Source organism: Salinarchaeum sp. IM2453 (assembly GCF_019693215.1).
Taxonomy (GTDB): Archaea; Halobacteriota; Halobacteria; order Halobacteriales; family Salinarchaeaceae; genus IM2453.
Window position 1 is genome coordinate 1,603,522 of record NZ_CP081183.1, and the last position, 21,400, is coordinate 1,624,921.

Annotated in this window: 17 protein-coding genes and 1 pseudogene; 7 read left to right on the forward strand and 11 right to left on the reverse strand. The window is 46.8% G+C overall.

The window, feature by feature from the left end; genetic code table 11:
• Nucleotides 1-75: 75 nt before the first annotated feature.
• The 5 genes from K0C01_RS07730 to K0C01_RS07750 all read right to left on the reverse strand — a co-directional run bounded on the left by K0C01_RS07730 (nucleotide 76) and on the right by K0C01_RS07750 (nucleotide 5,126).
• Nucleotides 76-1,089: a deoxyhypusine synthase gene (locus K0C01_RS07730; protein WP_221169142.1), complete on the reverse strand. Its 1,014-nt coding sequence runs from the start codon at nucleotides 1,087-1,089 to the stop codon at nucleotides 76-78.
• Between the two features lie 152 nt (nucleotides 1,090-1,241).
• Nucleotides 1,242-2,006, reverse strand: a complete 765-nt coding sequence (locus tag K0C01_RS07735) for a Nif3-like dinuclear metal center hexameric protein (protein WP_221169143.1) — start codon at nucleotides 2,004-2,006, stop codon at nucleotides 1,242-1,244.
• A 42-nt stretch (nucleotides 2,007-2,048) separates the two neighbouring features.
• Nucleotides 2,049-2,861, reverse strand: a complete 813-nt coding sequence (speB, locus tag K0C01_RS07740; RefSeq protein WP_221169144.1) for an agmatinase — start codon at nucleotides 2,859-2,861, stop codon at nucleotides 2,049-2,051.
• Nucleotides 2,858-3,241, reverse strand: a complete 384-nt coding sequence (locus K0C01_RS07745) for a translation initiation factor IF-5A (RefSeq protein ID WP_221169145.1) — start codon at nucleotides 3,239-3,241, stop codon at nucleotides 2,858-2,860. Before K0C01_RS07745 ends, speB begins: the two co-directional genes overlap by 4 nt.
• Before the next feature lie 139 nt (nucleotides 3,242-3,380).
• The gene (locus K0C01_RS07750; RefSeq protein ID WP_255568240.1) at nucleotides 3,381-5,126 is read right to left on the reverse strand and encodes an ABC1 kinase family protein; all 1,746 of its coding nucleotides are present in this window, start codon (nucleotides 5,124-5,126) and stop codon (nucleotides 3,381-3,383) included.
• Between the two features lie 443 nt (nucleotides 5,127-5,569).
• Here K0C01_RS07750 and glp point away from each other — a divergent pair, with 443 nt between their 5' ends.
• On the forward strand, nucleotides 5,570-6,793 hold the full coding sequence (gene glp / locus K0C01_RS07755) for a molybdopterin molybdotransferase MoeA (RefSeq protein ID WP_221169146.1): 1,224 nt from the start codon (nucleotides 5,570-5,572) through the stop codon (nucleotides 6,791-6,793).
• Nucleotides 6,790-8,640 (forward strand): molybdopterin biosynthesis protein, encoded by a 1,851-nt coding sequence (locus K0C01_RS07760; protein ID WP_221169147.1) that lies wholly within the window; start codon nucleotides 6,790-6,792, stop codon nucleotides 8,638-8,640. Before glp ends, K0C01_RS07760 begins: the two co-directional genes overlap by 4 nt.
• Here the strand turns inward: K0C01_RS07760 and K0C01_RS07765 are convergent.
• The 3 genes from K0C01_RS07765 to proS form a co-directional block, all read right to left on the reverse strand.
• Nucleotides 8,637-9,290 carry an HAD family hydrolase gene (locus K0C01_RS07765; protein ID WP_221169148.1) on the reverse strand — a complete coding sequence of 218 codons (654 nt, stop codon included), beginning with the start codon at nucleotides 9,288-9,290 and terminating at the stop codon, nucleotides 8,637-8,639. The genes K0C01_RS07760 and K0C01_RS07765 overlap by 4 nt on opposite strands.
• Before the next feature lie 155 nt (nucleotides 9,291-9,445).
• Nucleotides 9,446-10,507: an NAD(P)-dependent glycerol-1-phosphate dehydrogenase gene (locus tag K0C01_RS07770; protein WP_221169149.1), complete on the reverse strand. Its 1,062-nt coding sequence runs from the start codon at nucleotides 10,505-10,507 to the stop codon at nucleotides 9,446-9,448.
• A 156-nt stretch (nucleotides 10,508-10,663) separates the two neighbouring features.
• Nucleotides 10,664-12,118, reverse strand: coding sequence for a proline--tRNA ligase (gene proS, locus K0C01_RS07775; RefSeq protein ID WP_221169150.1), 1,455 nt, complete (start codon nucleotides 12,116-12,118; stop codon nucleotides 10,664-10,666).
• A 228-nt stretch (nucleotides 12,119-12,346) separates the two neighbouring features.
• Between proS and K0C01_RS07780 the strand changes: the two genes are divergently transcribed.
• Entirely contained in the window at nucleotides 12,347-14,275 is a 1,929-nt protein-coding gene (locus tag K0C01_RS07780) for a beta-CASP ribonuclease aCPSF1 (RefSeq protein ID WP_221169151.1), read from the forward strand.
• 219 nt (nucleotides 14,276-14,494) lie between these two features.
• On the opposite strand, the gene K0C01_RS07785 is transcribed toward K0C01_RS07780, so the two are convergent.
• Nucleotides 14,495-14,908 (reverse strand): DUF371 domain-containing protein, encoded by a 414-nt coding sequence (locus K0C01_RS07785; protein WP_221169152.1) that lies wholly within the window; start codon nucleotides 14,906-14,908, stop codon nucleotides 14,495-14,497.
• Nucleotides 14,909-15,423: 515 nt separating this feature from the next.
• On the opposite strand from K0C01_RS07785, the gene K0C01_RS07790 reads away from it, so the two are divergent.
• The 4 genes from K0C01_RS07790 to K0C01_RS07805 all read left to right on the forward strand — a co-directional run bounded on the left by K0C01_RS07790 (nucleotide 15,424) and on the right by K0C01_RS07805 (nucleotide 19,410).
• Complete coding sequence (locus K0C01_RS07790; RefSeq protein WP_221169153.1) at nucleotides 15,424-16,323, forward strand: coiled-coil protein; 900 nt, start codon at nucleotides 15,424-15,426, stop codon at nucleotides 16,321-16,323.
• Between the two features lie 115 nt (nucleotides 16,324-16,438).
• Nucleotides 16,439-17,428, forward strand: coding sequence for a signal peptide peptidase SppA (gene sppA / locus K0C01_RS07795; RefSeq protein ID WP_221169154.1), 990 nt, complete (start codon nucleotides 16,439-16,441; stop codon nucleotides 17,426-17,428).
• Nucleotides 17,429-17,484: 56 nt separating this feature from the next.
• The gene (locus K0C01_RS07800; protein ID WP_221169155.1) at nucleotides 17,485-18,639 is read left to right on the forward strand and encodes a DUF373 family protein; all 1,155 of its coding nucleotides are present in this window, start codon (nucleotides 17,485-17,487) and stop codon (nucleotides 18,637-18,639) included.
• 42 nt (nucleotides 18,640-18,681) lie between these two features.
• Nucleotides 18,682-19,410 (forward strand): diphthine--ammonia ligase, encoded by a 729-nt coding sequence (locus K0C01_RS07805; RefSeq protein ID WP_221169156.1) that lies wholly within the window; start codon nucleotides 18,682-18,684, stop codon nucleotides 19,408-19,410.
• On the opposite strand, the gene K0C01_RS07810 is transcribed toward K0C01_RS07805, so the two are convergent.
• Entirely contained in the window at nucleotides 19,407-20,375 is a 969-nt protein-coding gene (locus K0C01_RS07810; RefSeq protein ID WP_221169157.1) for a nucleotidyltransferase family protein, read from the reverse strand. The genes K0C01_RS07805 and K0C01_RS07810 overlap by 4 nt on opposite strands.
• Nucleotides 20,376-20,428: 53 nt before the next feature.
• A pseudogene (gene upp / locus K0C01_RS07815) lies at nucleotides 20,429-21,113 on the reverse strand (uracil phosphoribosyltransferase).
• Nucleotides 21,114-21,400: the final 287 nt, after the last annotated feature.

The window sequence follows — 21,400 nt, forward strand, 5'->3', positions numbered from 1 at the left end:
GTATTACCGGCGGAACAAGTGACTGTTTCGGTGCTTGACGCTTAGGTGTAACACTTGTATTCAGCCATCGTTCTTTTACTGATTATTGAGCTTTTCTCGAGCAGCCGCGACAACAAGTGGAAATGTGATCGTTGCGTCTGCATACACTGTTGCATTTTTCGCATCCTTCTCAATCTTCCCCCATGAGCGGGCCTCCTCAAGACTCGCTCCTGAGAGTCCTCCTGTTTGCTTGGAGTCCATCGTTAGTTGTACACCATAATCGTAGGCTCCTGGAACAACCAACATTGTCTGTAATGTATAGTTCTTCGGTACACCTCCTCCTACAAGCAGTGCTCCGGCACGCTCTGCTTCGAATGCCATGTCGTTGAGATCAGACATATCGCCCAACGCATCCACTGTAAGATTAGAAATTTGCGAATGCATCCATGCTTGGAGTCCAAGAATTGAGTCTTGTACTGCCGGACAGTAAATTGGCACACCATTCTCGTATGCTGCAGCGGCAATCCCCGAGTCTTCGTCAATGTTTTTCTCCTTATTAACCCGAGCATTTTCTTCACCAAGTTTTGCAGTCAACTCTTGTATGCTAACTTTCTCTTTTTCAGCAAGTGGTGGTAACACATTATTTCGCATGTGCTCTTCAAACTCTGCGAAGTGCTCTTGTGGAAGATAGACATTGTAAATTCGATCAACACCTTCCTCTCGAAGTTGTTCGTCGTGGTCTCGTTGATCTTGATCAGGTGCAGACTCCCGTCCATGGTGATGTTTTCCTCCGATGGCTTCGATAGCGTCATGTGTAAGATTAGCGCCTGTTGTTACCAGTACGTCAACATGGCCATCCCGAATTAGGTCTGCAACAATTGATCGCATTCCTCCGGGAACCATTGCTCCAGCAAGTGAAAGAAACGACAGCGCTTCATCATCTGCTAACATCTCGGCGTATATATCAACAGCATCACTGAGCGACGAAGCTCCGATGCCAGCATTTCCATAGCCCTCAACAAGTTCCTGCACGGTCATCCCGGCTTGAACTTCTGCATGCTTAATTGGGTCCGGGTCAAACTCCTCACGTGGAGTCTCCTCATCAGACATGTATATAGTTCATTAATGGCTGACTTTCAACTATCCGGTTTTGTGTATGCGAACTTCGTCACCACCTATAATTATAGCAACAGGAGGTATCAAAGTGAATCTCCATATACCTGTCTAATTGATTTATGCCCTGACAGATCTTGATTACTCTGCTAGAAACCGGTCGGATGTGATACGTATGTTGTTTCTAACCCCTCATCGTCAAGCATTGATTGCAATGCTTGTACACCAAATGTCTCTGTTGCATAATGGCCAGCAAGGATGAGATTAATTCCACGCTCCTTTGCTTCGTGATATGCTGCTTGCTTGCCTTCACCAGTTATCAACACGTCTGCCTGTTCTGCAGCTGACTCTAGGAAATCTGTTCCACTGCCCGTAACGATAGCGACTGACTCAATTTCTTCTGGACCGAAATCGAGCGACTGTACTTCCTGTCCTGCATCATTGAGTGTTGCTTCAATATCACTAACCAATGTTTCCGGTGATCGTGGTGTTGTAAGTTCCCCTTTCCGTCCGACCGTTACAGGGCCCATCTCACCAAATGGCTCGTGATCTTCGATGCCAAGTCCTGCTGCTAATTGTGCTGCATTTCCAACTTCTGGGTTACCATCAAGTGGCAGATGACTTGCATAGAGTGCGATGTCGTTTTTAATCAATTTCTGGATATGATCATATGATCGCCCACTGATTCGATCGACTCCATTCCAGATTATCCCGTGGTGGACTACAAGCATGTCCGCATTCGCTGAAGCTGCTGCTTCAATAGTCGCTGTTGCTCCGTCGACAGCGAATGCAACGTGATTAATCTCCTGAGCCTGTGATTCAACCTGTATCCCGTTTGTGCTTGGATCAACATCGGCGTATGTTTCTGGCTCCAGCAGTGTGTTGAACTTCTCTGCTATCGACTGAATATCCATACTGAACATTTCCTTATCTGGAGGCAAGACTATTGTGTTCACTTACTCTTGTTCCTTTGTTGCGTGCCCGAATATACTCTCACGCGCCAGCTTTCCCGCTAGCGTTGCTGCTTCTCCATTGTCTCGATCATTTACTTCAACAATGTCCATTCCATCCGCGTGTGGAGCAATTGAACGAACAATTGTTTGCATCTGACGCGATGTTAGACCAAATGGCTCTTTTGTTCCTGTTCCCGGTGCAAATGCTGGATCTGCTCCATCGATATCAACTGTTAGATATACTGACTTATCGGTCATATCGAACTCCCAGTTTGGGACCTCTTCCACAGGAACAACTGTGATATCCTCGTTTTTAGTCTGTACCCACTCTGCCTCAGAACCTGCCCGAGCTCCGATGACTGTTATCTTATCAGCAACTTCTTTTCCTCTTGCCATGATACAGGCATGATTGTACTTGTTCCCATCAAACGTGTCCCGCAGATCTAAATGCGCGTCGATACTGATTATCACGTCGGGGTTGACAGCTCGAAATCCGGCCAGTGATATAGTGTGCTCACCCCCAAGTAGCACTGGAAACTTCCCTTCATTTACAAGATCGCTTGTTATTCCAGAAAGGTACTCAAGGTATTCTTCGACATCATCGCTAGGTCGAATATCACCATGATCGTAGACATCTAGCTCAGTAAATCGTAATCCAGTGTGGTGATCATAGTCTTCAAAAGAGTGAGAGAATGATCTAATTTGCTCTGGCCCAAATCGGGTTCCCGGCTGAAATGTTGTTGACTTATCGAGCGGTGCTCCGATAATAGCGTACTTAGCGGATTCTCGATTAGCGATTGCTCCTGGAAAATTCACGCCTGTACAATTTTTCGCTGCTCTTCCATTTCAAGGTATTCAATTTCGTCGTCCGGCTCAAGATCGTATTCCTCAGGTACACTCATAGTGATCGTTTCGTATGTTTCAAGATCCATTACCTGTGCAACGTCGGCACTTTCAAGACTAACTACCTGACCTTGCTTTCGATTGATGATCGGGACCCAGACCTTTTGATCGACCGGCTGGTTCATCGATCGTTTTCGCCCGTCAAAGACACCTTCTGCTTCAATCCGCGCTTTTGCACTTCCGTGCTTTCCTGGTGCAGCCGTACTATACGACCGAATCTTACATGCTGTGTCGTCAATGATTACGTAGTTCCCTTCCTGCAAATCTCGAACCTCTTTCTGTTCTTTTGCCATACCTGAATAGTATCTGGTGGATATTCATAAACGGTTTGGAACACCGTCGCGGTGGTTTTTCACTGTGATGACTGCTGTTATGGCCAATCTTATTCAGTACGCTCTTGCAGAAAAAGCGAATGGAGGGCTCTTGCAACTATCATTCTTCTTTATTTTTACCTTCATTATCCTCGTCTGGTTGTTCTTCATCTGGTATCTGGACATCTCCACCAATCCCGAGGTCGCTAGCGCCTTGTCGATACTCAAAACTTTGCTCTGCAAACTCAGTTTGCATGGCGATAGTATCATCTGATTTTAATGACCGTCGCAGAAGGAACAGCGTGATAACTGCACCCCCAAATGCAATCAAAGCAGCTTCTGTTGATTGAAAGGTATATAAAAACACTCCTGAAAGAATTCCTGTTACCGCAAGCATTCCGTATATGAGCCGCTTTGCCAGTGTGTCCAGTAGACTCTGTGGATCTTCTAGTTCAGCTTGGACTCTCAAATTTTCACGCTCTATCCTGTCTAACGTCCGCTCAAACTTTGGTAATGTCTGAAATGCCGACCTACCAACGTCTGTTATCTGTGATCTAAATTCTGTTGCCAACCGCCGCGCTGTCTGTTCTCGATATCCCTGATCGGAGAGATAATCGGTTGCCACATCGATAAAATCGAAGTTTCGGTCCAACCTGACACATACCCCTTCGACAACCGTTGCGACACGTAACACCAGTGCGAGGTCGCGAGGAATTCTAAAAGGAAACTCGTACAGCGTATCTTCCATTTGATCTACAATCTCTTGCACTCGATACTGCTCAATATCCCCCCCTCGAGCATTCTGTATAGCTATCTCGATGATGTCAGACATTAATTCTCGATCGGCATTTGGTGATAATGCTCCAAGCTCTATCCACGTGTCTAATATTTTGTCAATATCTTGATTTGCAACAGCAATATAGAAATCGATAATTTGCTCTCTTGTTCGCTGGTCTACCCGCCCGGACATCCCAAAGTCGTAAAACACGAGTGTTCCATCATCTTGGACGGCGAGATTGCCTGGATGCGGGTCGGCGTGAAATGTCCCATCAATTACAACCATCTGCATGTAAGCACGCTGTAAACGCTCTGCTAACTCCGACTGATTGATGCCCTTCCTTTCAAGCTCTTGGTAGTTATCAATTTTAATCCCATCAATATATTCCATCGTCAAGACCCGCTTCCCTGAATGCTGCTCGTATGACCTTGGAACAACAATCTCTGATGAATCTTCGAAGTTTGACCGTACTTCTTCCAGCACTTTTCGCTCCCGCTCATAGTCCATCTCTTCGCGGATTGTCTTATCAAACTCATCAGCGAGGTTCCGAATTGAATAGGCACGCGACTCATCTAAAAACCGAACAAGGATTGGTATGGACCATTTTATCACGCGTAGATCGGCTTCGACAAGTGACTGTACTCCTGGGCGACGGACCTTAACGGCGACTGGTTCTCCATCAACATGAGCCTTGTATACCTGTCCAAGGCTTGCACCGCTGATTGCTTCCGTATTAAAATCATCGAACTGTTCATTCAGTGGTCCCAGTTCTTCTTCAATTACTTTCTTTGTCTCTGGCCAAGGCTCTGGGGGTACATCGTCCTGAAGCTGTGAGAGGACGCTGACATACTCTGGTGGTAATACATCTGGTCTTGTCGATAGTAACTGTCCAAGCTTAATGAACGTCGGTCCGAGTGTTACAAGTGAATCTACCAGATGCTCTGCCCGTCTCTCCCTTGTCTCTGAATCTGGCGAGCGTGAACTCCCAAATATGATAAACCTGTTGCGGTCTCGAAGGTATGCGATCAGTAGCGGCAGAAAGTATCGAGCCACAACAACAAACCGCCGATAAGACCGAAGTATAGCCATTTAGTAATCCCTGTTGTGAAATCTAATAATTGATACTCCCGTATTTTGCTTTTGAAATGTATCCTTCCCTTCTTTCCAATATCCTTTTGCAGATCTCGGGGATTCCGTATGCTTACGTAACTGAGATATCTCTTTCATAGACTATAGAATGTACAGGCGGTACAAGGCGACTGCCCCGGGGCTTGACCCCCGGGGTGAGTTCACCATCACACAAGCAAGTTTGGCTTATATATGATTTTATTGTATTGTTGCCTCTAAAACCACATAGAATATTAAGACAGGTTGGTATTTTCTTCCACAGTGGCTTTCCGCGAGGCACCTTGGAGGCCAAATCCCGAGGTAATCGGTCTGCTTTCCTCTATGGGAAGCAGATTAATCAAATGGAGTAGTGTATATTAGCAATAACTGATACGTTTTTATTTATCGACGCCCAGCGTGCATGCATGCCTTCGGACCCCTCCTCGAGACACACCTCGGGGTTCAAAGAACAGACTTCCTTAGCAGATGCTCAGGAACGTCTCTTCGATAACATTAGGCCGATTGATCGAACCGAACATGTTTCGCTTGCGGCTGCTGATGGGCGTATACTAGCAGAGCCAATTGTCGCTAATCGGGATGTGCCACACTACAGACGTGCAGCAATGGACGGATATGCTGTTCAAGCATCTGACACCTTTGGTGCTACCTCGCGATCACCAGCTGTACTCTCTGAAGATGAAGAGATGGGGACTGGAACTGCTGTCCGCGTCCATACTGGAAGCCCTGTTCCCGATGAGGCAAATGCCGTCGTGAAAATTGAGGAAGTGAATGTCATAGGAAACACAATCGAGGTTAACACTCCCGTTGCAGAAAGTGAAAACGTTGCTCCGGTCGGCGAAGATGTGACTGCAGGCCAGCAACTATTCGACGCTGGTCACCAACTTCGACCGTCTGACCTTGGCTTATTGCAATCTATTGGTTTAACGCGTGTTTCTGTCTATGATACACCAACAGTTGGCGTTATCCCTACAGGTGATGAACTCGTACAACAGGATCCGCAGAAAGGAGAGATTATCGAGACAAATGGTCTTACTGTCTCACGACTTGTTGATCGATGGGGAGGAATTTCCACTTATCGTGATCCTGTTTCGGATGATAAAGACGCGCTTCGCGCAGCCATTCAGCGTGACCTGACTAAAGATTTGATTGTCACGACAGGTGGGTCTTCCGTCGGGGAGCGAGACCTCCTTCCAGAGGTAGTTGATGAGCTTGGTGAGATCCTCGTGCATGGCGTTTCAATCAAACCAGGACATCCGGTCGCTCTTGGAGTCGTTGAATCGACTCCTATCATTATCCTTCCTGGGTATCCCGTCTCCTGTATCGTTAATGCTGTCCAGTTTCTGCGTCCAGCACTGAAACGGTTAGTACGTGTTTCTCCTCCTGACCATCCTACTGTCACCGCAACCTTGGATCGTAAAATCTCTAGTGAGCCCGGAACCCGTACTTTTGCTCGTGTTGAACTTTCAGACAGTGGAGACAAACAAACGGCAATTCCTACACGGTCTAGCGGAGCTGGTGTCCTCTCTTCTGTAGCTCTTGCTGACGGCTGGGTCGAAGTCCCAGAGGCAAAGGAAGGTGTCACCGCTGGTGAGTCTGTAACAGTTGGTTTATGGGAGTGGTTACCATGACAGAACGGAAAGAATTTCGTGAATTAACAGATCCGGATAAGGCTACTCAGGTCATTGCTGAGTTACCACTTTCTGTAGGGACTGAGAAAGTCTCACTCACAGAAGCTCCCGGTCGAATAACTGCGGAACGCGTTGATGCTACTATCGATGTCCCAGGATTTGATCGAGCAACTCTTGATGGGTATGCTGTCCGTGCAAGAGATACATTTTCCGCTGACGAAGCAAATCCTGTCCATCTTTCTATTGCTGGTTCGGTACATGCTGGTGAGAAGCCAACAGTTGCACCAGATTCAGGTGAAGCAGTTGAAATTTCGACTGGAGCAGTTATGCCGGATAAAGCAGATGCTATGATTCCGATCGAACGAGTCGAAGAGCATGATAATGAAGTTGCAGTTTTCACCTCCGTAGCCCCCGGAGAGAACGTAATGTTTGCTGGAGCAGACATTGCCGCCGGCGAACGAGCAGTGGGTCCTAATCAACAACTTTCTGCCCGTGAAATCGGGGTTTTATCTGCAATTGGAAAATCACGAGTGACCGTTAAGTGCCAACCGACTGTTGGCCTGATCTCAACTGGTGATGAATTGACACGTCCTGAAGACCCTCTTGACCATAGTCGTGGTGAGATTCATGATGTCAATACATACTCCCTTGCTGCTGCTATTCGTGATGCCGGTGGATCGCCGCAGATCTATCCACACGCCAATGATGATGTCGAACAACTCCGGAGTTCACTTATCAATGCGGCGGAGGAATGTGATTTCGTACTCACATCTGGATCTACCAGTGCTAGCACTGTTGATGTGATCTATGATGTACTTGAACAGGAGGGGCAGCAACATCTACACGGTGTTGCTGTTAAGCCAGGTAAACCGCTGCTCGCCGGTGTTATCAATGGAACACCATATGTTGGACTCCCGGGCTATCCTGTCTCAGCACTCATGACGTTCAAAACATTTGTTTCACCTGTTCTCCGAGAAGCCAGCGGTCTGGACAATGAATCAACGACCGTTACCGGAACCATGTGTGTCGAAGAGCGGTTTCAAGAAGGAAGACGTCGCCTTCTTCCCGTTGGCATTGTTGAAGATGAAAATAATGACCTACTCGTCTATCCTGTTGATAAAGGATCAGGAGCAACGACAAGTCTGACTGAGGCAGATGGCATTGTTTCTGTTCCTGCTGACACTGCATATGTTTCAGAAGATGAGACAGTACGTGTCAGTCTGTTCTCTTCAGATCTTCACCCTCCGACCGTATTCGGTATTGGAGAGGATGACCCGATTCTCATGGATGCGCTTGACCAACTTAGATCCTCTCGGTACCTCTCTGCTGGTTCTCGTGTGGGTAATCGACAACTGCGTCGTGGGATCCCTGACTTTGCTATTCTTACTGGTCCACTTACAAATGATCCTTCTGGCGAGATTCAGATGTCATGGACCCACGAATGGGGACTTATTGCAAGCCCGAACGCTCAGGGCCGCATTGATAGCCTCTACTCGCTGACTAGAGAAGACACCACATTCGTCAACCGCACTTCAGACTCAGGACTCAGATCTGCCCTTGATACAGCTGTTTCTGACTTGGCCGCTGATCGTGATATGACTACAAGAGACATCACTACCCGGATTGATGGATGGAATCACACTGTTCAGGGTCATGAAAGTCCGGCACGAATTGTCCAGCGTGGTGATGCTGACGCTGGAATTGGAATTAAACAAACCGCTGAATCTCTGAACCTTCCGTTTATATCTCTAGGTGAACTTCCTGTTCGTTTTGTTTCTAACCCAACCCGCACTGAGAAGCCCGGTGTTCAGCAACTTCTTTCAGTACTCTCGAACTCTATTTTCTAGTCTGCTGTTATTCGACTTTGCTCTCGAAGCGTTGATAGCTGTCTCATTTGATAATCAGCAACGACTCTACCTCCGCGGAAATCAGAGTTTAGCCGCTCAATGTGTCCCGCTTCGATTCCAGCATTCCATGCAGCACCAATATCACATGCAGAATCTCCAATAAGTATTCCATTCTGACTGTTGACTCCTAACTGATCCATTGTATATTCAACTGGTGCTGGATCTGGTTTCCATCCAAGTGAGTCACTACAGCAAACTACAGCGTCAAACCAGTCCCTAATATCCAGATGCTCAAGTACTGGCTCGGTTAGGTATGGCTGACAGTGTGTAACAATTCCAACTGGCTCTTTAATTTCTGTGACAACTCTTGCATCGGGGTGTAGATACGTTGCCTCTGCCCGCTCTTGTGGATCCTCTGCTTGATGAAGTGCATCCCAGAATTGCTCAACATCAACTCCAAGTTCACTAATATACTGGTTTCTGGATCCAGTTAATCCACGCCATAATATTCGCGCTTGTTCATCACTGAATGTAGCATCTAGCGATTGTTCTAGTCGGTCAAACACAGAGCGGATGTATGACCATTCAACATCGACTAGCGTTCCATCTAAGTCAAACAGCCAGAAGTCATACTCTGTGCTTTTAGTCACAATTGTATATATGGTCGTCGGCAACTATCAAGGTTCCGCGCCGCTCCTTGCCATTGTGAGTAATGTAAACAAGTCCGGAATTGACAGGAGTATCTGACTTATAACGACATAGGCCTCAGAACTGGTTGGACATTTCCGTGGATTATCTTCTTCAGCTACTCAATGACACCTGTTGTGTGCGCAAGTTCCTCTGCGGCTGTTCTATCAATTCCGTCACCCAATATTGTGTATCTATCTCGTACTCTATGTGCTGTTGTCAATGCTTCAATAATCTCTTCTCTTGTGAAGCCCAGCTCTTCTGCAGTTGTTGGAGCATCAATACTCTCTAATGCACGTCGGATATCTCGCCACATCCCTCGATCACCGCCGTGTAGATATGCTGTCATAATTGCTCCTACGCCAACTTGGTGCCCGTGCAATGCTCGGTCGGGAGCTATTTGATCAAGTCGATGTGAAAATAGATGCTCAGCACCGCTTGCTGGCCTTGATGATCCGGCAATTGACATTGCAACCCCCGAGGAGACTAATGCTTTGACGACAATCCAAGCAGACTCTTCCAACCCAGGTCTAATTGATTCAGCGTTTCCAACCAGTATTTCGGCGGTCATCTCGGATAGTGCTGCTGCGTACTCTGAATATGGGACATTTTTTAGTCGACGGGCTAGCCGCCAGTCGGCGACCGCTGTGTAATTACTGATGATATCAGCACAGCCAGCAGTTGTTAACTCCCATGGTGCTTCAGCAAGGATCGTTGTATCAGCAATTACAGCATGAGGTGGCTCAGCAGCTACGCTGTGTCTGACATCTCCGTCTGGAACTGATGCTCGACCGCTAACAATTCCATCATGACTTGCTGCTGTCGGAATTGAAACAAACCCTCGGCCAAGCTCCTCTGCTGCCAACTTTGCAATATCGATGGGCTTTCCACCTCCGACACCAATCAGATAGCCTGGATCGACCTCTCTTGCTCGTTCTATAACTTGCTCAATTGCTTTTGCAGATGCATCGTTCACCTCAACGATAACTGGCGATATTGATTCTGTTTTAAAATCCTCAGCAATACGATCAGCCGCAACCTTCCTCGGCGTTGAACTTGTAACGATAAGTGGCTGTCCTCGAAGATGTAATTCCGCGATCGCACTTGCCGCCTGGCTGAGGACACCGTGACCTACGACAACATTCCTTGGAAGCCGGATCCACGTCGACTTGTCAAACATACCTATAACTACTATGCCCACTGGCAAAATGGTTCCTCCATTGTTTTGCTGATCAACAAACTAATCGAGATCTCGGCTGTTACCTCTCCTTGTAACATCCGACTAGCAGCGAAGGCCATCCGAAAGAATCTATCATAAGTCGATTAGGTACTTAGTTCAATACGTTTTTGCAAAGTATGCTGTTTCAACTGCTTCATCACCACAGATTGCGCACTCGTCTCCGATCGGTTCTTCTGACTCGTCCATTGGTACCATAACGATTTCTGCAGCAATTTCGTCTTTGATAACCGTCTCACATGCCTCATCTCCACACCACGGTGCTTTCACGTATCCCCCGTGCTTACCAATGGTTCCAAGTATCTCTTCGGGACTGTACGCTTCTCGGACATTCTCGTTTAGGTTCTCCTCGGCTGTTTCGTACAATTTTTCTTGAATTTCTTCGAGACCCTGCTCTACGCCTTCGACAACTTCCTGTTGTTTGACCTCTTGCTGTTCTCCATCAGGCCTGTGCACCAATGTTGCTGTTTCGTCATCTACCTCGTTTGGTCCCACTTCGATTCGAAGTGGAATCCCGTGCAGTTCATGCTCATTAAACTTGAACCCAGGGTTCCGGTCATCGCGGTCATCTAGGTTCACATCAAGCCCAGCTTCTATTAGTGCATCCTCGATTTCTTCTGCATAGCCAATAACTCGATCTTTTGTTTCATCCGTCCAGATTGGAACAATGACAACTTCGGTTGATGCCATCTTTGGTGGCAATACCAGACCCTGTTCATCACTGTGCGTCATAATAAGCGCTCCGAGTGATCTCCACGATACTCCCCACGATGTCGTGTGTGCGACTTGCTCTGATTCATCTTCATCAACGTAGGTAATGTCGAATGCTTCTGCAAAGTTTGTTCCAAGGTAGTGACTTGTCCCTCCTTGAACACTTTTTCCGTCAGGCATCAATGCTTCAACAGTTGTAGTCGTGTGAGCTCCTGGGAATTTATCGTGTTCTGGTTTTCGGCCCTTGAGGACTGGTATTGCAAAGATTTCTTCATATAAGCGCTCATATTGGTCCAGCCGAAGCATTGTTTCCTCGAATGCCTCTTCGCGCGTTTCATGTGCCGTGTGTCCTTCCTGCCACTGAAACTCTTTTGTCCGGAAAAATGGCTTTGTCTCTGTAGCCTCCCATCGAACAACGCTACACCACTGATTGAGTCGCATTGGGAGGTCTCGATGACTCCGCGTCCACTTGGCCATAAACGGAGCAATGATCGATTCGCTTGTTGGCCGAACTGCAAGCCGTTCCTCGAGTTCTTCATTTCCCCCATGAGTGACCCATGCGACCTCTGGATCAAACCCCTCAACAACGTTTTTCTCCCGCTCAAGATATGACTCTGGAATAAATACTGGGAAGTACGCGTTTGTTACCCCTGTATCTTTGAACCACTGATCAAGATGATTTTGTACAGCCTCCCAGAGTGCCCACCCACGAGGTCGCGTTACAATAAACCCTCCCATCGGGGCATAGTCAGCAAGCTTTGCTTTTTGAACGACCTCGGCGTACCACTCTCCGGTCGCATACTCCTTACTCTCTGTAATTCCCAGTTCCTGCTCGTTACTCATTGCCCGTTCATTGCGTTAGCCAGATAATAAACACCACGAACCAGTGTGTTTATTTTTGCTCTCTCTATGTTTTGCGAAGATTTTTATATGTCACAGATTGATTCACTGATACGTAAGTTTTCGCCGCAGTCCAATCGTACCTGAACATGGCGTACGGTATCCTTTATGGATGTCCTGTGGACTGTCATGTTCTGTGTACCGATTGACCGTGGTGACCATATCTAACCCATGAGTTCAGTTGATAAGCAACTTGAGGATATTAAAGCAGAGATTGAAAGTGAGTTGCCGCCGCGTATTTCCGTTTCGGAGGTCTCATTTGAGGGTCCTGAGCTGGTAGTTTATACCCATGATCCCAAAGAGTTCGCCGACCAGGGCGATTTAATTCGTCAACTTGCCTCGAAACTTCGCAAGCGAATTACTGTTCGTCCCGATCCGAGTGTGTTGTTGCCTCCAGCGGAAGCACGTAAGCGCGTCCAAGATGTCATCCCTGATGAAGCCGGAGTAACCGATCTTGATTTCCATGCAGATACCGGTGAAGTCGTTATTGAAGCAGAAAAACCTGGGATGGTTATTGGACGTCACGGCGCAACGCTTCGAGAAATAACAAAAGAGGTTGGTTGGACTCCAGAGGTGGTTCGAACGCCTCCAATCGAGTCATCAACCGTTAAAAACGTCCGAAGCTTCCTGAAGCAGGAGCGTGGAGACCGCCGTGATATTCTGGAGCGGGTTGGTCGACAAATTCATCGCGAAGAGCTTTCTGATGATGACTACGTTCGTGTCTCTACGCTTGGGTGTTGTCGAGAAGTCGGTCGTGCAGCGTTTATTCTGTCAACACCCGAAACGCGAATCCTTATTGATTGTGGCGATAAACCCGGCGCAGAAGATGAGGTTCCGTATCTACAGGTGCCAGAGGCCCTTGGTGCTGGTGCAAGTAATCTTGACGCGGTTGTCTTGACACACGCACATCTCGACCACTCGGCGTTCATCCCGCTTCTGTTTAAGTATGGATATGATGGCCCGATTTACTGTACTGAGCCCACCCGCGATCTAATGGGTCTTCTCACACTTGACTATCTCGATGTCGCCGCTAAGGAGGGGAGAGCACCCCCATACGAGTCAGAGATGGTTCGAGAAGCAATCAAACACACCATACCAATTGAATACGGTGATGTGACAGATATCGCCCCAGATGTCAAATTAACATTTCATAATGCGGGTCACATCCTTGGATCTGCGATTTCGCACTTCCATGTTGGTGATGGGTTGTACAATGTTGCATTCTCTGGTGACATTCACTATGAGGATACCCGATTATTCAATGGAGCCGTAAACGATTTCCCTCGTGTTGAAACGCTTATCCTCGAATCAACATATGGCGGTCGTGATGATTACCAAACCGATCAGGAAGATTCTGAAAAGCGACTGAAAAAGATTATTCGAGAAACTGCAGAGCGCGGAGGCAAAGTACTCATCCCTGCTTTCGCTGTTGGCCGATCCCAAGAGATCATGCTGGTTATTGAGGAAGCTATGCGGAATGATGAAATTCCTCGCATCCCGGTCCATCTTGATGGTATGATCTGGGAAGCTACAGCGATTCATACCACATATCCAGAATATCTTCGCGATGAGCTCCAGAATCGAATCTTCCATGAAGAAGAAAACCCATTCCTAGCAGAGGAATTCAACCACATCGATGGCGGAGAGGAAGAACGACAAGAAGTAGCTGACAGTGGACCATGCATCGTTCTATCGACCTCAGGTATGGTTGAAGGTGGACCAATTATGTCTTGGATTCGACATCTCGGGGGAGAAGAAGACTCCTCTCTTGTCTTTGTTGGCTATCAGGCACAAGGAACATTGGGCCGACGCATTCAGAGTGGCTGGGATGAAATCCCAATTCAAACCCAGCAGAATGGAGCGAACAAGACTCAAACACTTCAACTTAACATGGATGTTGAAACAGTTGACGGGTTCTCAGGACACGCTGATCGTCAAGGTCTCATTAACTTCGTCAAAACAATGAATCCGCGTCCGGAAAAAGTTCTATGCGTCCACGGTGACGAACAGTCAACTCAGGACCTTTCCTCTGCCCTCTATCATAAATTCGATATGCGAACCTTTGCACCTAAGAACCTTGAGACATTTAGGTTCCTATAATTCGCTATAATTGCCATACTATTTCAGACGGCCAATCAAATTCGTACTGTAATTTTGTCAATCCGGTTCAGATCCCTCAATATCTTCTCTCTGAATAACTCCCAATGTGACAGAACAAACGAACTGGATACTTACCAAACAAGAAGTATCTCTAGGTGGGGCAGGTCGAGTGATTCGAGGTCAAGTCTCAGCGGTTTACCGAAATATATGACAACAGGATTATTCAACTTCTATCTCAACGGATAACTCCCCACCTTCCGACAAGCGATCAATCATCTCCCGGGGTAAGTCGGCTGCCGCCTTATCTGCGTTGACCATTATCGTTCGATCATCAACATAATCGCTTGTTCTACATACCATACTTCGATCGTTCTCGAAGGACAAATCAGGATGTCCTTGTCCGTTGATTGTAGCTGTTTTCTCGTCAACAGTGAACGTAACTGTGATCTGGGCCGAGTGGTCTTTGCATGCTTCTATGAATCTGCTATCGAATTCTGCTGGTGTCTGATCAGCATTAATACCGACAATACAGTCGCCAGCTGGTGTTAAGTAGTCATCTGACGTGATCTCCGCCGTTGATGTGTGCTTTGCTCGTACATTCTCGTGGCCAGTAGCTGCAATCTTTTGTTTCATACCCGCTACTATTGTAACTGAACACGTGGCTTTTGCGCTTTCTACCGTCGGCTATCATTTCTGTGTCTGTGATACCGTGATTGTGATTGCCCCACACTCACATTCATATACATGCCGGAGACACCCATCCTGCTCCATGGTCAGCCTCCATTCTTCCCCCGTTAACTTACGGTCACACTGCTCGCATGAGCAGGCGTCAGTTTGTTTTATCACATCTATTGATCGTTTCTTTATCTCCCTTAAACTCATCCTACCTCGGTGAAACTGAAAGTAAATATCAACTGAATAATTCTGTCAGAATGTGGTAACTGGTAACGGGTTTCTTACGGCCTGTATGCCGGATTTTTGGCGTCTTCACCGGTACTTTTAAACATCAGCACACGGTACACTTAGATACCAGAACGACACTGGCATTTGGTGGTACCGCTTGCAAACTGTCAATATTTCCTTATGGCTGTTCGCACATCCACCAGTGGTATCACCAGCCAGTGCGGTAATGGAATAGAGGTTCAACCATGCAGCTAGACGTACAACCACTTGACGAATCGAATAACATTGAAATTAGTGAAGAGGAGCTCGAAACAAGTTCTAAAGGCGAACTGATCAAACGTGCTGGTCAACTTCGTGACCGTCGGAATGAGCTGAATCAGATGGCTTCTGAACGCGCGAGTGAGCGTGATGAACTTAATGCGAAGACTCGAGAGAAAGTTGACGCCGCTCAGGAACATCGGCATAAACGAGACACATTGAATGAGCTTGTTCAGTCGCACAAAGAAAAGCGAAACGAGCTAAACGAGAAGGCAAACGAACTGTTTGACCGGGTTGAAGATCGGAAATCTGATCTTGAAGTCGACGACGGAAAAGATCTGGAAAAACTCGAAGAAGAAATTGAAGATCTTGAATTCAAACAGCAGACAGAGGTTCTCTCGACTGAGGAGGAACGCGAACTGATCGAGAAAATCGAAGCCAAACGCGAAGAATATCGCGAGCTCAAAGAGAAACTTGAACAGACTGATGATCTTGAAGATCTCAAGGACAAAGCTGAAAAAGTCCGATCCGAGGCTTCAAAACACCATCAGAAAGTCACTGAGCTTGCTGATAAGGCTCAGGAACATCACAACGAAATGATTGAGGCTTATCGCGAAGCTGACGAAATACGTGATAAAGCTGACGAAATGCACGAAATGTTCGTGGAAGCACAGGAAGCGGCCGACCAACACCACGAGGACTTTGTTCGTGTTCAGAAGCGCCTTCGTGAACTGGACAAGCAGGAAGAAGAAGAGCGCAAGAGCGAACGAGAGCAAAAGAAGGAAGAAGCAAAAGAAGAAGCCGAAGAAATCTATCAGAAGTTCAAGGAAGGCGAGACCCTCGATACCGAGGATCTGATGAAACTTCAGAAAACGGGTATGCTGTAAGATCTGTTCTTGACTGTAGGGGAGGCATATTAGTATAATATATCTGATGTAACGATCCGGCGTTTGTTTTGAACCGGAACACAAAACAGTTTACAGAGCCCATACATTCTGGTATATGGCTCGAACACTGCTTCGAATCATTATTACTGTTCTTGGAGGTGCTGTTGCTGCTGTAATTGGGGCCGCTCTTTTTGTTGGCCTCCCAGCAGACATGACAGAGCTGGTTGGAATCCTTCTTACTGTACTGGTTGCTATTGCAGGAGTCCGAATGGCTTACTCTGTTTCTGACAGCCTCTTTCCATCGTACAATGTTGCTGAGGTTGCTGTGAATGGCCCTATTTCCCGTGACAGTAATTCTCGACCTCTTCCATCATCGCCGATGGACCCAGGAGCTGACGAAATCGTTGAGCAAATTGAGCGAGCGGATGCCGAAGAACATGTAGATGCTCTTCTTGTGAAGTTAAATACACCGGGTGGAGAAGTTGTTCCAAGCGACGACATCAGAAGAGCGATAGAAGACTTTGACGGCCCATCAATTGCTTATACAACGGATCTTTGTGCAAGTGGTGGATATTGGATCGCATCCGGATGTGATGAGCTGTGGGCCCGAAAGGGTAGTATCGTTGGTAGCATTGGAGTAATTGGATCTCGATATAATATTGCAGATTTGGCTGATCGACTTGGGGTGTCGTATGAACGATTTGTTGCTGGTGATTTCAAAGATGCTGGAAGCCCATTCCGAGAGATGTCTGACGAGGAACGCGACTATCTACAACAGCGTGTTGATGAATTCTATGACCAGTTCATCGAACGTGTAGCAGAGGGTCGCGACCTTGAGGAATCATTTGTCCGCGATACTGAAGCGAAGGTGTACCTTGGTGAAGAAGCCCACAAGCTTGATCTCGTTGACCACATTGGGACGACCGACGATATCCGCGAACAGTTGCAAACGCAACTTGACGCTGATGAGATTGTCATTGAACAATTTGAGCCAGAACGCGGGTTCGTCTTCCAGTTGCAACAGAGCACAGCAAAAGTGGCATACGCTTTTGGAGCCGGTGTTGCTAACGTTCTGTCTGACGGCACCCGCTTCCGATTCCGGTAATTAGCCTGAGCCGACCATGAGACTTTTATTTGATTTGTTACTCATACTAGAGTGTCGTGACTACATTGGTTGTGTGCCTTGACCGAACCGATGATATCGGCACCCAGACTGATATCAATACGCCGATCTCCGGCTGGGAGACTGTTCTCTCATTAGTTGCCGATGTTGGCCTATCTGACCCGGAAGATTCCAGTGTTAATACCATTCTTGAAGGTCTTCGTATTACACAAGAACTTCGGGACAATGGGGAATCCGCTGATATTGCTATTGTATCAGGTAGCTCCGATTCCGTGGTTACTGCAGATCGTGCTGTTGCACAGCAAATTGATGAGTTAGTTGCTAAATATGATCCTGAATCAGCTATTGTAGTTCTTGATAGTGCTGAGGATGAACGGCTTGTCCCAATCGTTGAAAGCCGAATCCCCGTTGACTCAGTTAATCGAGTTGTCGTTCGACAGGCACGCGACTTAGAATCGACGTATTACCTTCTCAAACAATTCCTTGCAGATGAGGAACTTCGCCAAACCACACTTGTCCCGCTCGGTGTCGTTCTCATTGTGTTCCCTGCTTTAGCCTACTTTGGGTCAATTGCATTCGCAAGTGCAACGATAACAGCCGTCATTGGCGCGTTTCTTGTATATAAAGGACTTGGCGCACAGGAGTATATCGATGGGTTTGTTGCCCAAGCACAAAATGCGCTATACTCCGGGCAGGTTTCTGTAGTCACATACGTTATAGGGATTGGGTTGGCACTTATTGGAGTCTTCTTTGGACTGCTTGATATCTCCGAATTTGACCTCTCAGAGGGTATCTTTCTTCCAGCAATGCAGTTTGCGTACGGAAGCGTTCCATGGCTGACCGCCGCAGCCTTAACTGCAACTATTGGTCGATTGCTTGATAAATACCTTGACAGAAGTAGCGACATCAAGCAGCCGTATCTCAATTTGCCTTTCCTTGTAGTTTCTGTCGGGCTTGTCGTGCGAGGCTTTTCTGCTTACTTCCTTGAACGGTCAGAAATTATTGATTCAGTTGTTGTTTCTTCGATGTCCATTGGCCCCGTTTCGGTAAGCCAACTTACCCTTGCCCCCGGAGAACGACTTGCAATCTTCGTTGCTGCTGGTATTCTTATTAGTCTGGTTGGCGTCCAAATAGCTACGCGCATTAGTCAATCTGGACTCTCTCGTGCTACTCTTGAAATTGATAATAACTGAGCCGACCGTAGCTTGTTTGTCACTTCCGTCCAAACTATTCATATGGATGAGTTCTCTTCTGGACACAACTGGGTTAGCCTCTTTTCTGGCGGTAAAGATTCATCGTATGCCCTTTATTTAGCGTTGCAACACGACCTCAATGTTGAACGAATTCTTACTATTCTTCCAACAGAGGAGTCATACATGTATCATGTTCCAGCAATTGATTTGGCAGAACTCGCTGCAGAAAGTATCGGCATTGAGTATCAACCTATTGACACTACTGATCTGTCTCTTAGTGGTGACTCAACTGTTCAGGGCGACACAGAGATTCAACCTCTTGAAACTGCGCTCAGAGAACTGACTACTGAATCACCAGATATCAAGGGTGTTATTGCTGGCGCTGTCGAAAGTGAGTTCCAGGCAAATCGAATTGAATCGATGTGTAACCGATTGAATTTTGAACTGTTTTCTCCACTGTGGCAACGAGATCCGTATGCTCTTGCAACTGACATGATTGATGCTGGATTCGATATTCGTATCGTTCAAGTTGCTGCTGCCGGACTTGACCAATCGTGGCTTGGCAGACAACTTGACCAAGATACACTACAAGACCTCAAAGCACTTAACGAAAAATATGGTGTTCATCCGCTTGGTGAAGGAGGTGAGTTTGAAACAATTGTGGTCGACGGTCCCCATATGTCCAAACGAATCGAGTTAGAATACGAAAAGAAATGGGAAAATATGCGAGGCGAACTGGTAATCACAGATGCGACTCTTACTGAGCGTTAGCCGTTATCCGGCAATCGTGTATCTGCACCGATTTGTGCTCCCGCCAGATTCAGATTTTCGACAACTGCGTATTCGTCTATGATCGAAGACCGAACTTCACTTGATTTTACTTTCACGTTTGGGAAGATAACAGAATTCTCTATGTGTGAATCGATAATTGTTGCTCCTTCCATAATGTGAACATTCTCTCCGATCGTTGAATTTTCAACTGTTGCGTCGTCGTGAACCAGTGATTTCCCATCTAAGTGCCAAGCAACTGCATCTAAATATGATTGTGGTGTTCCAATGTCAAACCATGCACCCTCAAATGCAAATGCGTGTACAGTTTCCCGATCAACTAGCCATTGAATGAACCATCCTGGCTCATCGGGGTTATTATCTCCTGACAAATACTCCTCAAGTAGCGTGAGCGTTCTACTTGGAAATCCATAGCACGCGATTGAAACAAGTGTACTTTCTGGACTGTCTGGTTTCTCTTGAAACTCCGTTACGACGTTTTCTTCTACACTTACAACTCCATATTCAGTTGCTCGTTCAGTTGCCCCAACATCATACGCTGCAAGCGTTGGCTCATCATTCCCTTGAAACGTATCAATGAAGTCTGTCAGCGAGAAGCTAATGAGGTTATCACCGGCAACGACGATTGTATCGGAACTCAACCCCTCTCGATCAACCAGTTGAGCAAGAGCTCCAATTACCCCGAACTTTTCATCTTCTTTAACGGTCTCTTCAATACTCAGTACCGGTTTCTCGTATGAACTGGATTCAAGATATTCTTCGAAGTCCTCAGCAAACCGCTTGTTTGTACTTACGTACACGGTCTCAACCCGCTCATCAGACTCAAGTTCCTCAAATATCCGATCAATGACCGTAGACTCTCCTATTGGAAGGAACATCTTCGGCCGATGACGTGTAATCGGCCATAGACGCGTCGCATACCCACCCGCTAACACAATCGCATCCATGTGTTACAATTGTTCGAACCTCTGATATGGGTCTTTCCTTCCTGCATTAGCTCTCAGTCTGTCTTGAATGCACGATCACCAGCGTCACCTAGCCCTGGAACGATGTATCCTTTCTCATTGAGATGATCATCAACTGCTACGGTCAGTATCTCCGCCTGTGGATGACTTTCGTTTACGCGAGTGATCCCTTCTGGCGCGCTTACTGCGGATAGAACAAATACAGCAGGGTCCTCTGATGTGGAATTATCAATATGTTCTAGTACCGCACACATTGTGCTTCCCGTTGCCAACATTGGATCCGCAACAATAACTGTATCTTCCGAACTTATCTCAGGAAGCTTAGCATAGTCCACGGAGATTGGAAATGATCCATCCTCATTCTGCTGTTCCTCGCCTCGAGAGGCGGATATCACGCCTTGTCTGGCCGTGGGAAATGCTTTTAATAAACCCTCAACGAAAGGTGTCGCTGCCCGTAGAATATTAATAATTACAATATCGTCAAGCCCCTCTAGCTGTTTGCAGGAGGTCTGCGTAATTGGCGTTTGCACCGTTGTTTCCTCCATCTCCATCCACTGATCGATAATTTCATACCCAGCTACCCGTCCAAGTTTAACGAGTCCCTTTCGGAACGCGACCTGTCCTGTTTCTCGATCGCGAAGATTTGTCAGTGTATGTTCTGCAAGCTTATGTTCAATCTGTGTTGCATCCATCGTTATCGTGAATAGGATACTGATACATTATAAATCGATAGACCGGCGTTCGTTCTCAAACGTTTAAATGGCTCTTCTGATTTCACATGTACTAAATCACTTTTGATCTTTTCTACAGAGAAAGCAGTCCGCCGGTTTGGGCTAATTCTCACGGTAGTTCATCGGATTGAATAACTTCTTTAGAGTTCTAATATTCGTATACGTTTGTTTAATTTTGATCTAATCGGGTCCACTCTGGTGCAGATTATCCGCATCTGCCTAATATTGTGGAAGATGTGCAAAAACATTATATCCCACGACCGGCAACATACATAG

Coding starts and splice junctions, on each gene's coding strand:
- K0C01_RS07730 (WP_221169142.1), bottom strand. CDS start 1,089: ATGTCTGATGAGGAGACTCCACGTGAGGAGTTTGACCCGGACCCAATT.
- K0C01_RS07735 (WP_221169143.1), bottom strand. CDS start 2,006: ATGGATATTCAGTCGATAGCAGAGAAGTTCAACACACTGCTGGAGCCA.
- K0C01_RS07745 (WP_221169145.1), bottom strand. CDS start 3,241: ATGGCAAAAGAACAGAAAGAGGTTCGAGATTTGCAGGAAGGGAACTAC.
- K0C01_RS07750 (WP_255568240.1), bottom strand. CDS start 5,126: ATGGCTATACTTCGGTCTTATCGGCGGTTTGTTGTTGTGGCTCGATAC.
- glp (WP_221169146.1), top strand. CDS start 5,570: ATGCCTTCGGACCCCTCCTCGAGACACACCTCGGGGTTCAAAGAACAG.
- K0C01_RS07760 (WP_221169147.1), top strand. CDS start 6,790: ATGACAGAACGGAAAGAATTTCGTGAATTAACAGATCCGGATAAGGCT.
- K0C01_RS07770 (WP_221169149.1), bottom strand. CDS start 10,507: ATGTTTGACAAGTCGACGTGGATCCGGCTTCCAAGGAATGTTGTCGTA.
- proS (WP_221169150.1), bottom strand. CDS start 12,118: ATGAGTAACGAGCAGGAACTGGGAATTACAGAGAGTAAGGAGTATGCG.
- K0C01_RS07780 (WP_221169151.1), top strand. CDS start 12,347: ATGAGTTCAGTTGATAAGCAACTTGAGGATATTAAAGCAGAGATTGAA.
- K0C01_RS07785 (WP_221169152.1), bottom strand. CDS start 14,908: ATGAAACAAAAGATTGCAGCTACTGGCCACGAGAATGTACGAGCAAAG.
- K0C01_RS07790 (WP_221169153.1), top strand. CDS start 15,424: ATGCAGCTAGACGTACAACCACTTGACGAATCGAATAACATTGAAATT.
- sppA (WP_221169154.1), top strand. CDS start 16,439: ATGGCTCGAACACTGCTTCGAATCATTATTACTGTTCTTGGAGGTGCT.
- K0C01_RS07805 (WP_221169156.1), top strand. CDS start 18,682: ATGGATGAGTTCTCTTCTGGACACAACTGGGTTAGCCTCTTTTCTGGC.
- K0C01_RS07810 (WP_221169157.1), bottom strand. CDS start 20,375: ATGGATGCGATTGTGTTAGCGGGTGGGTATGCGACGCGTCTATGGCCG.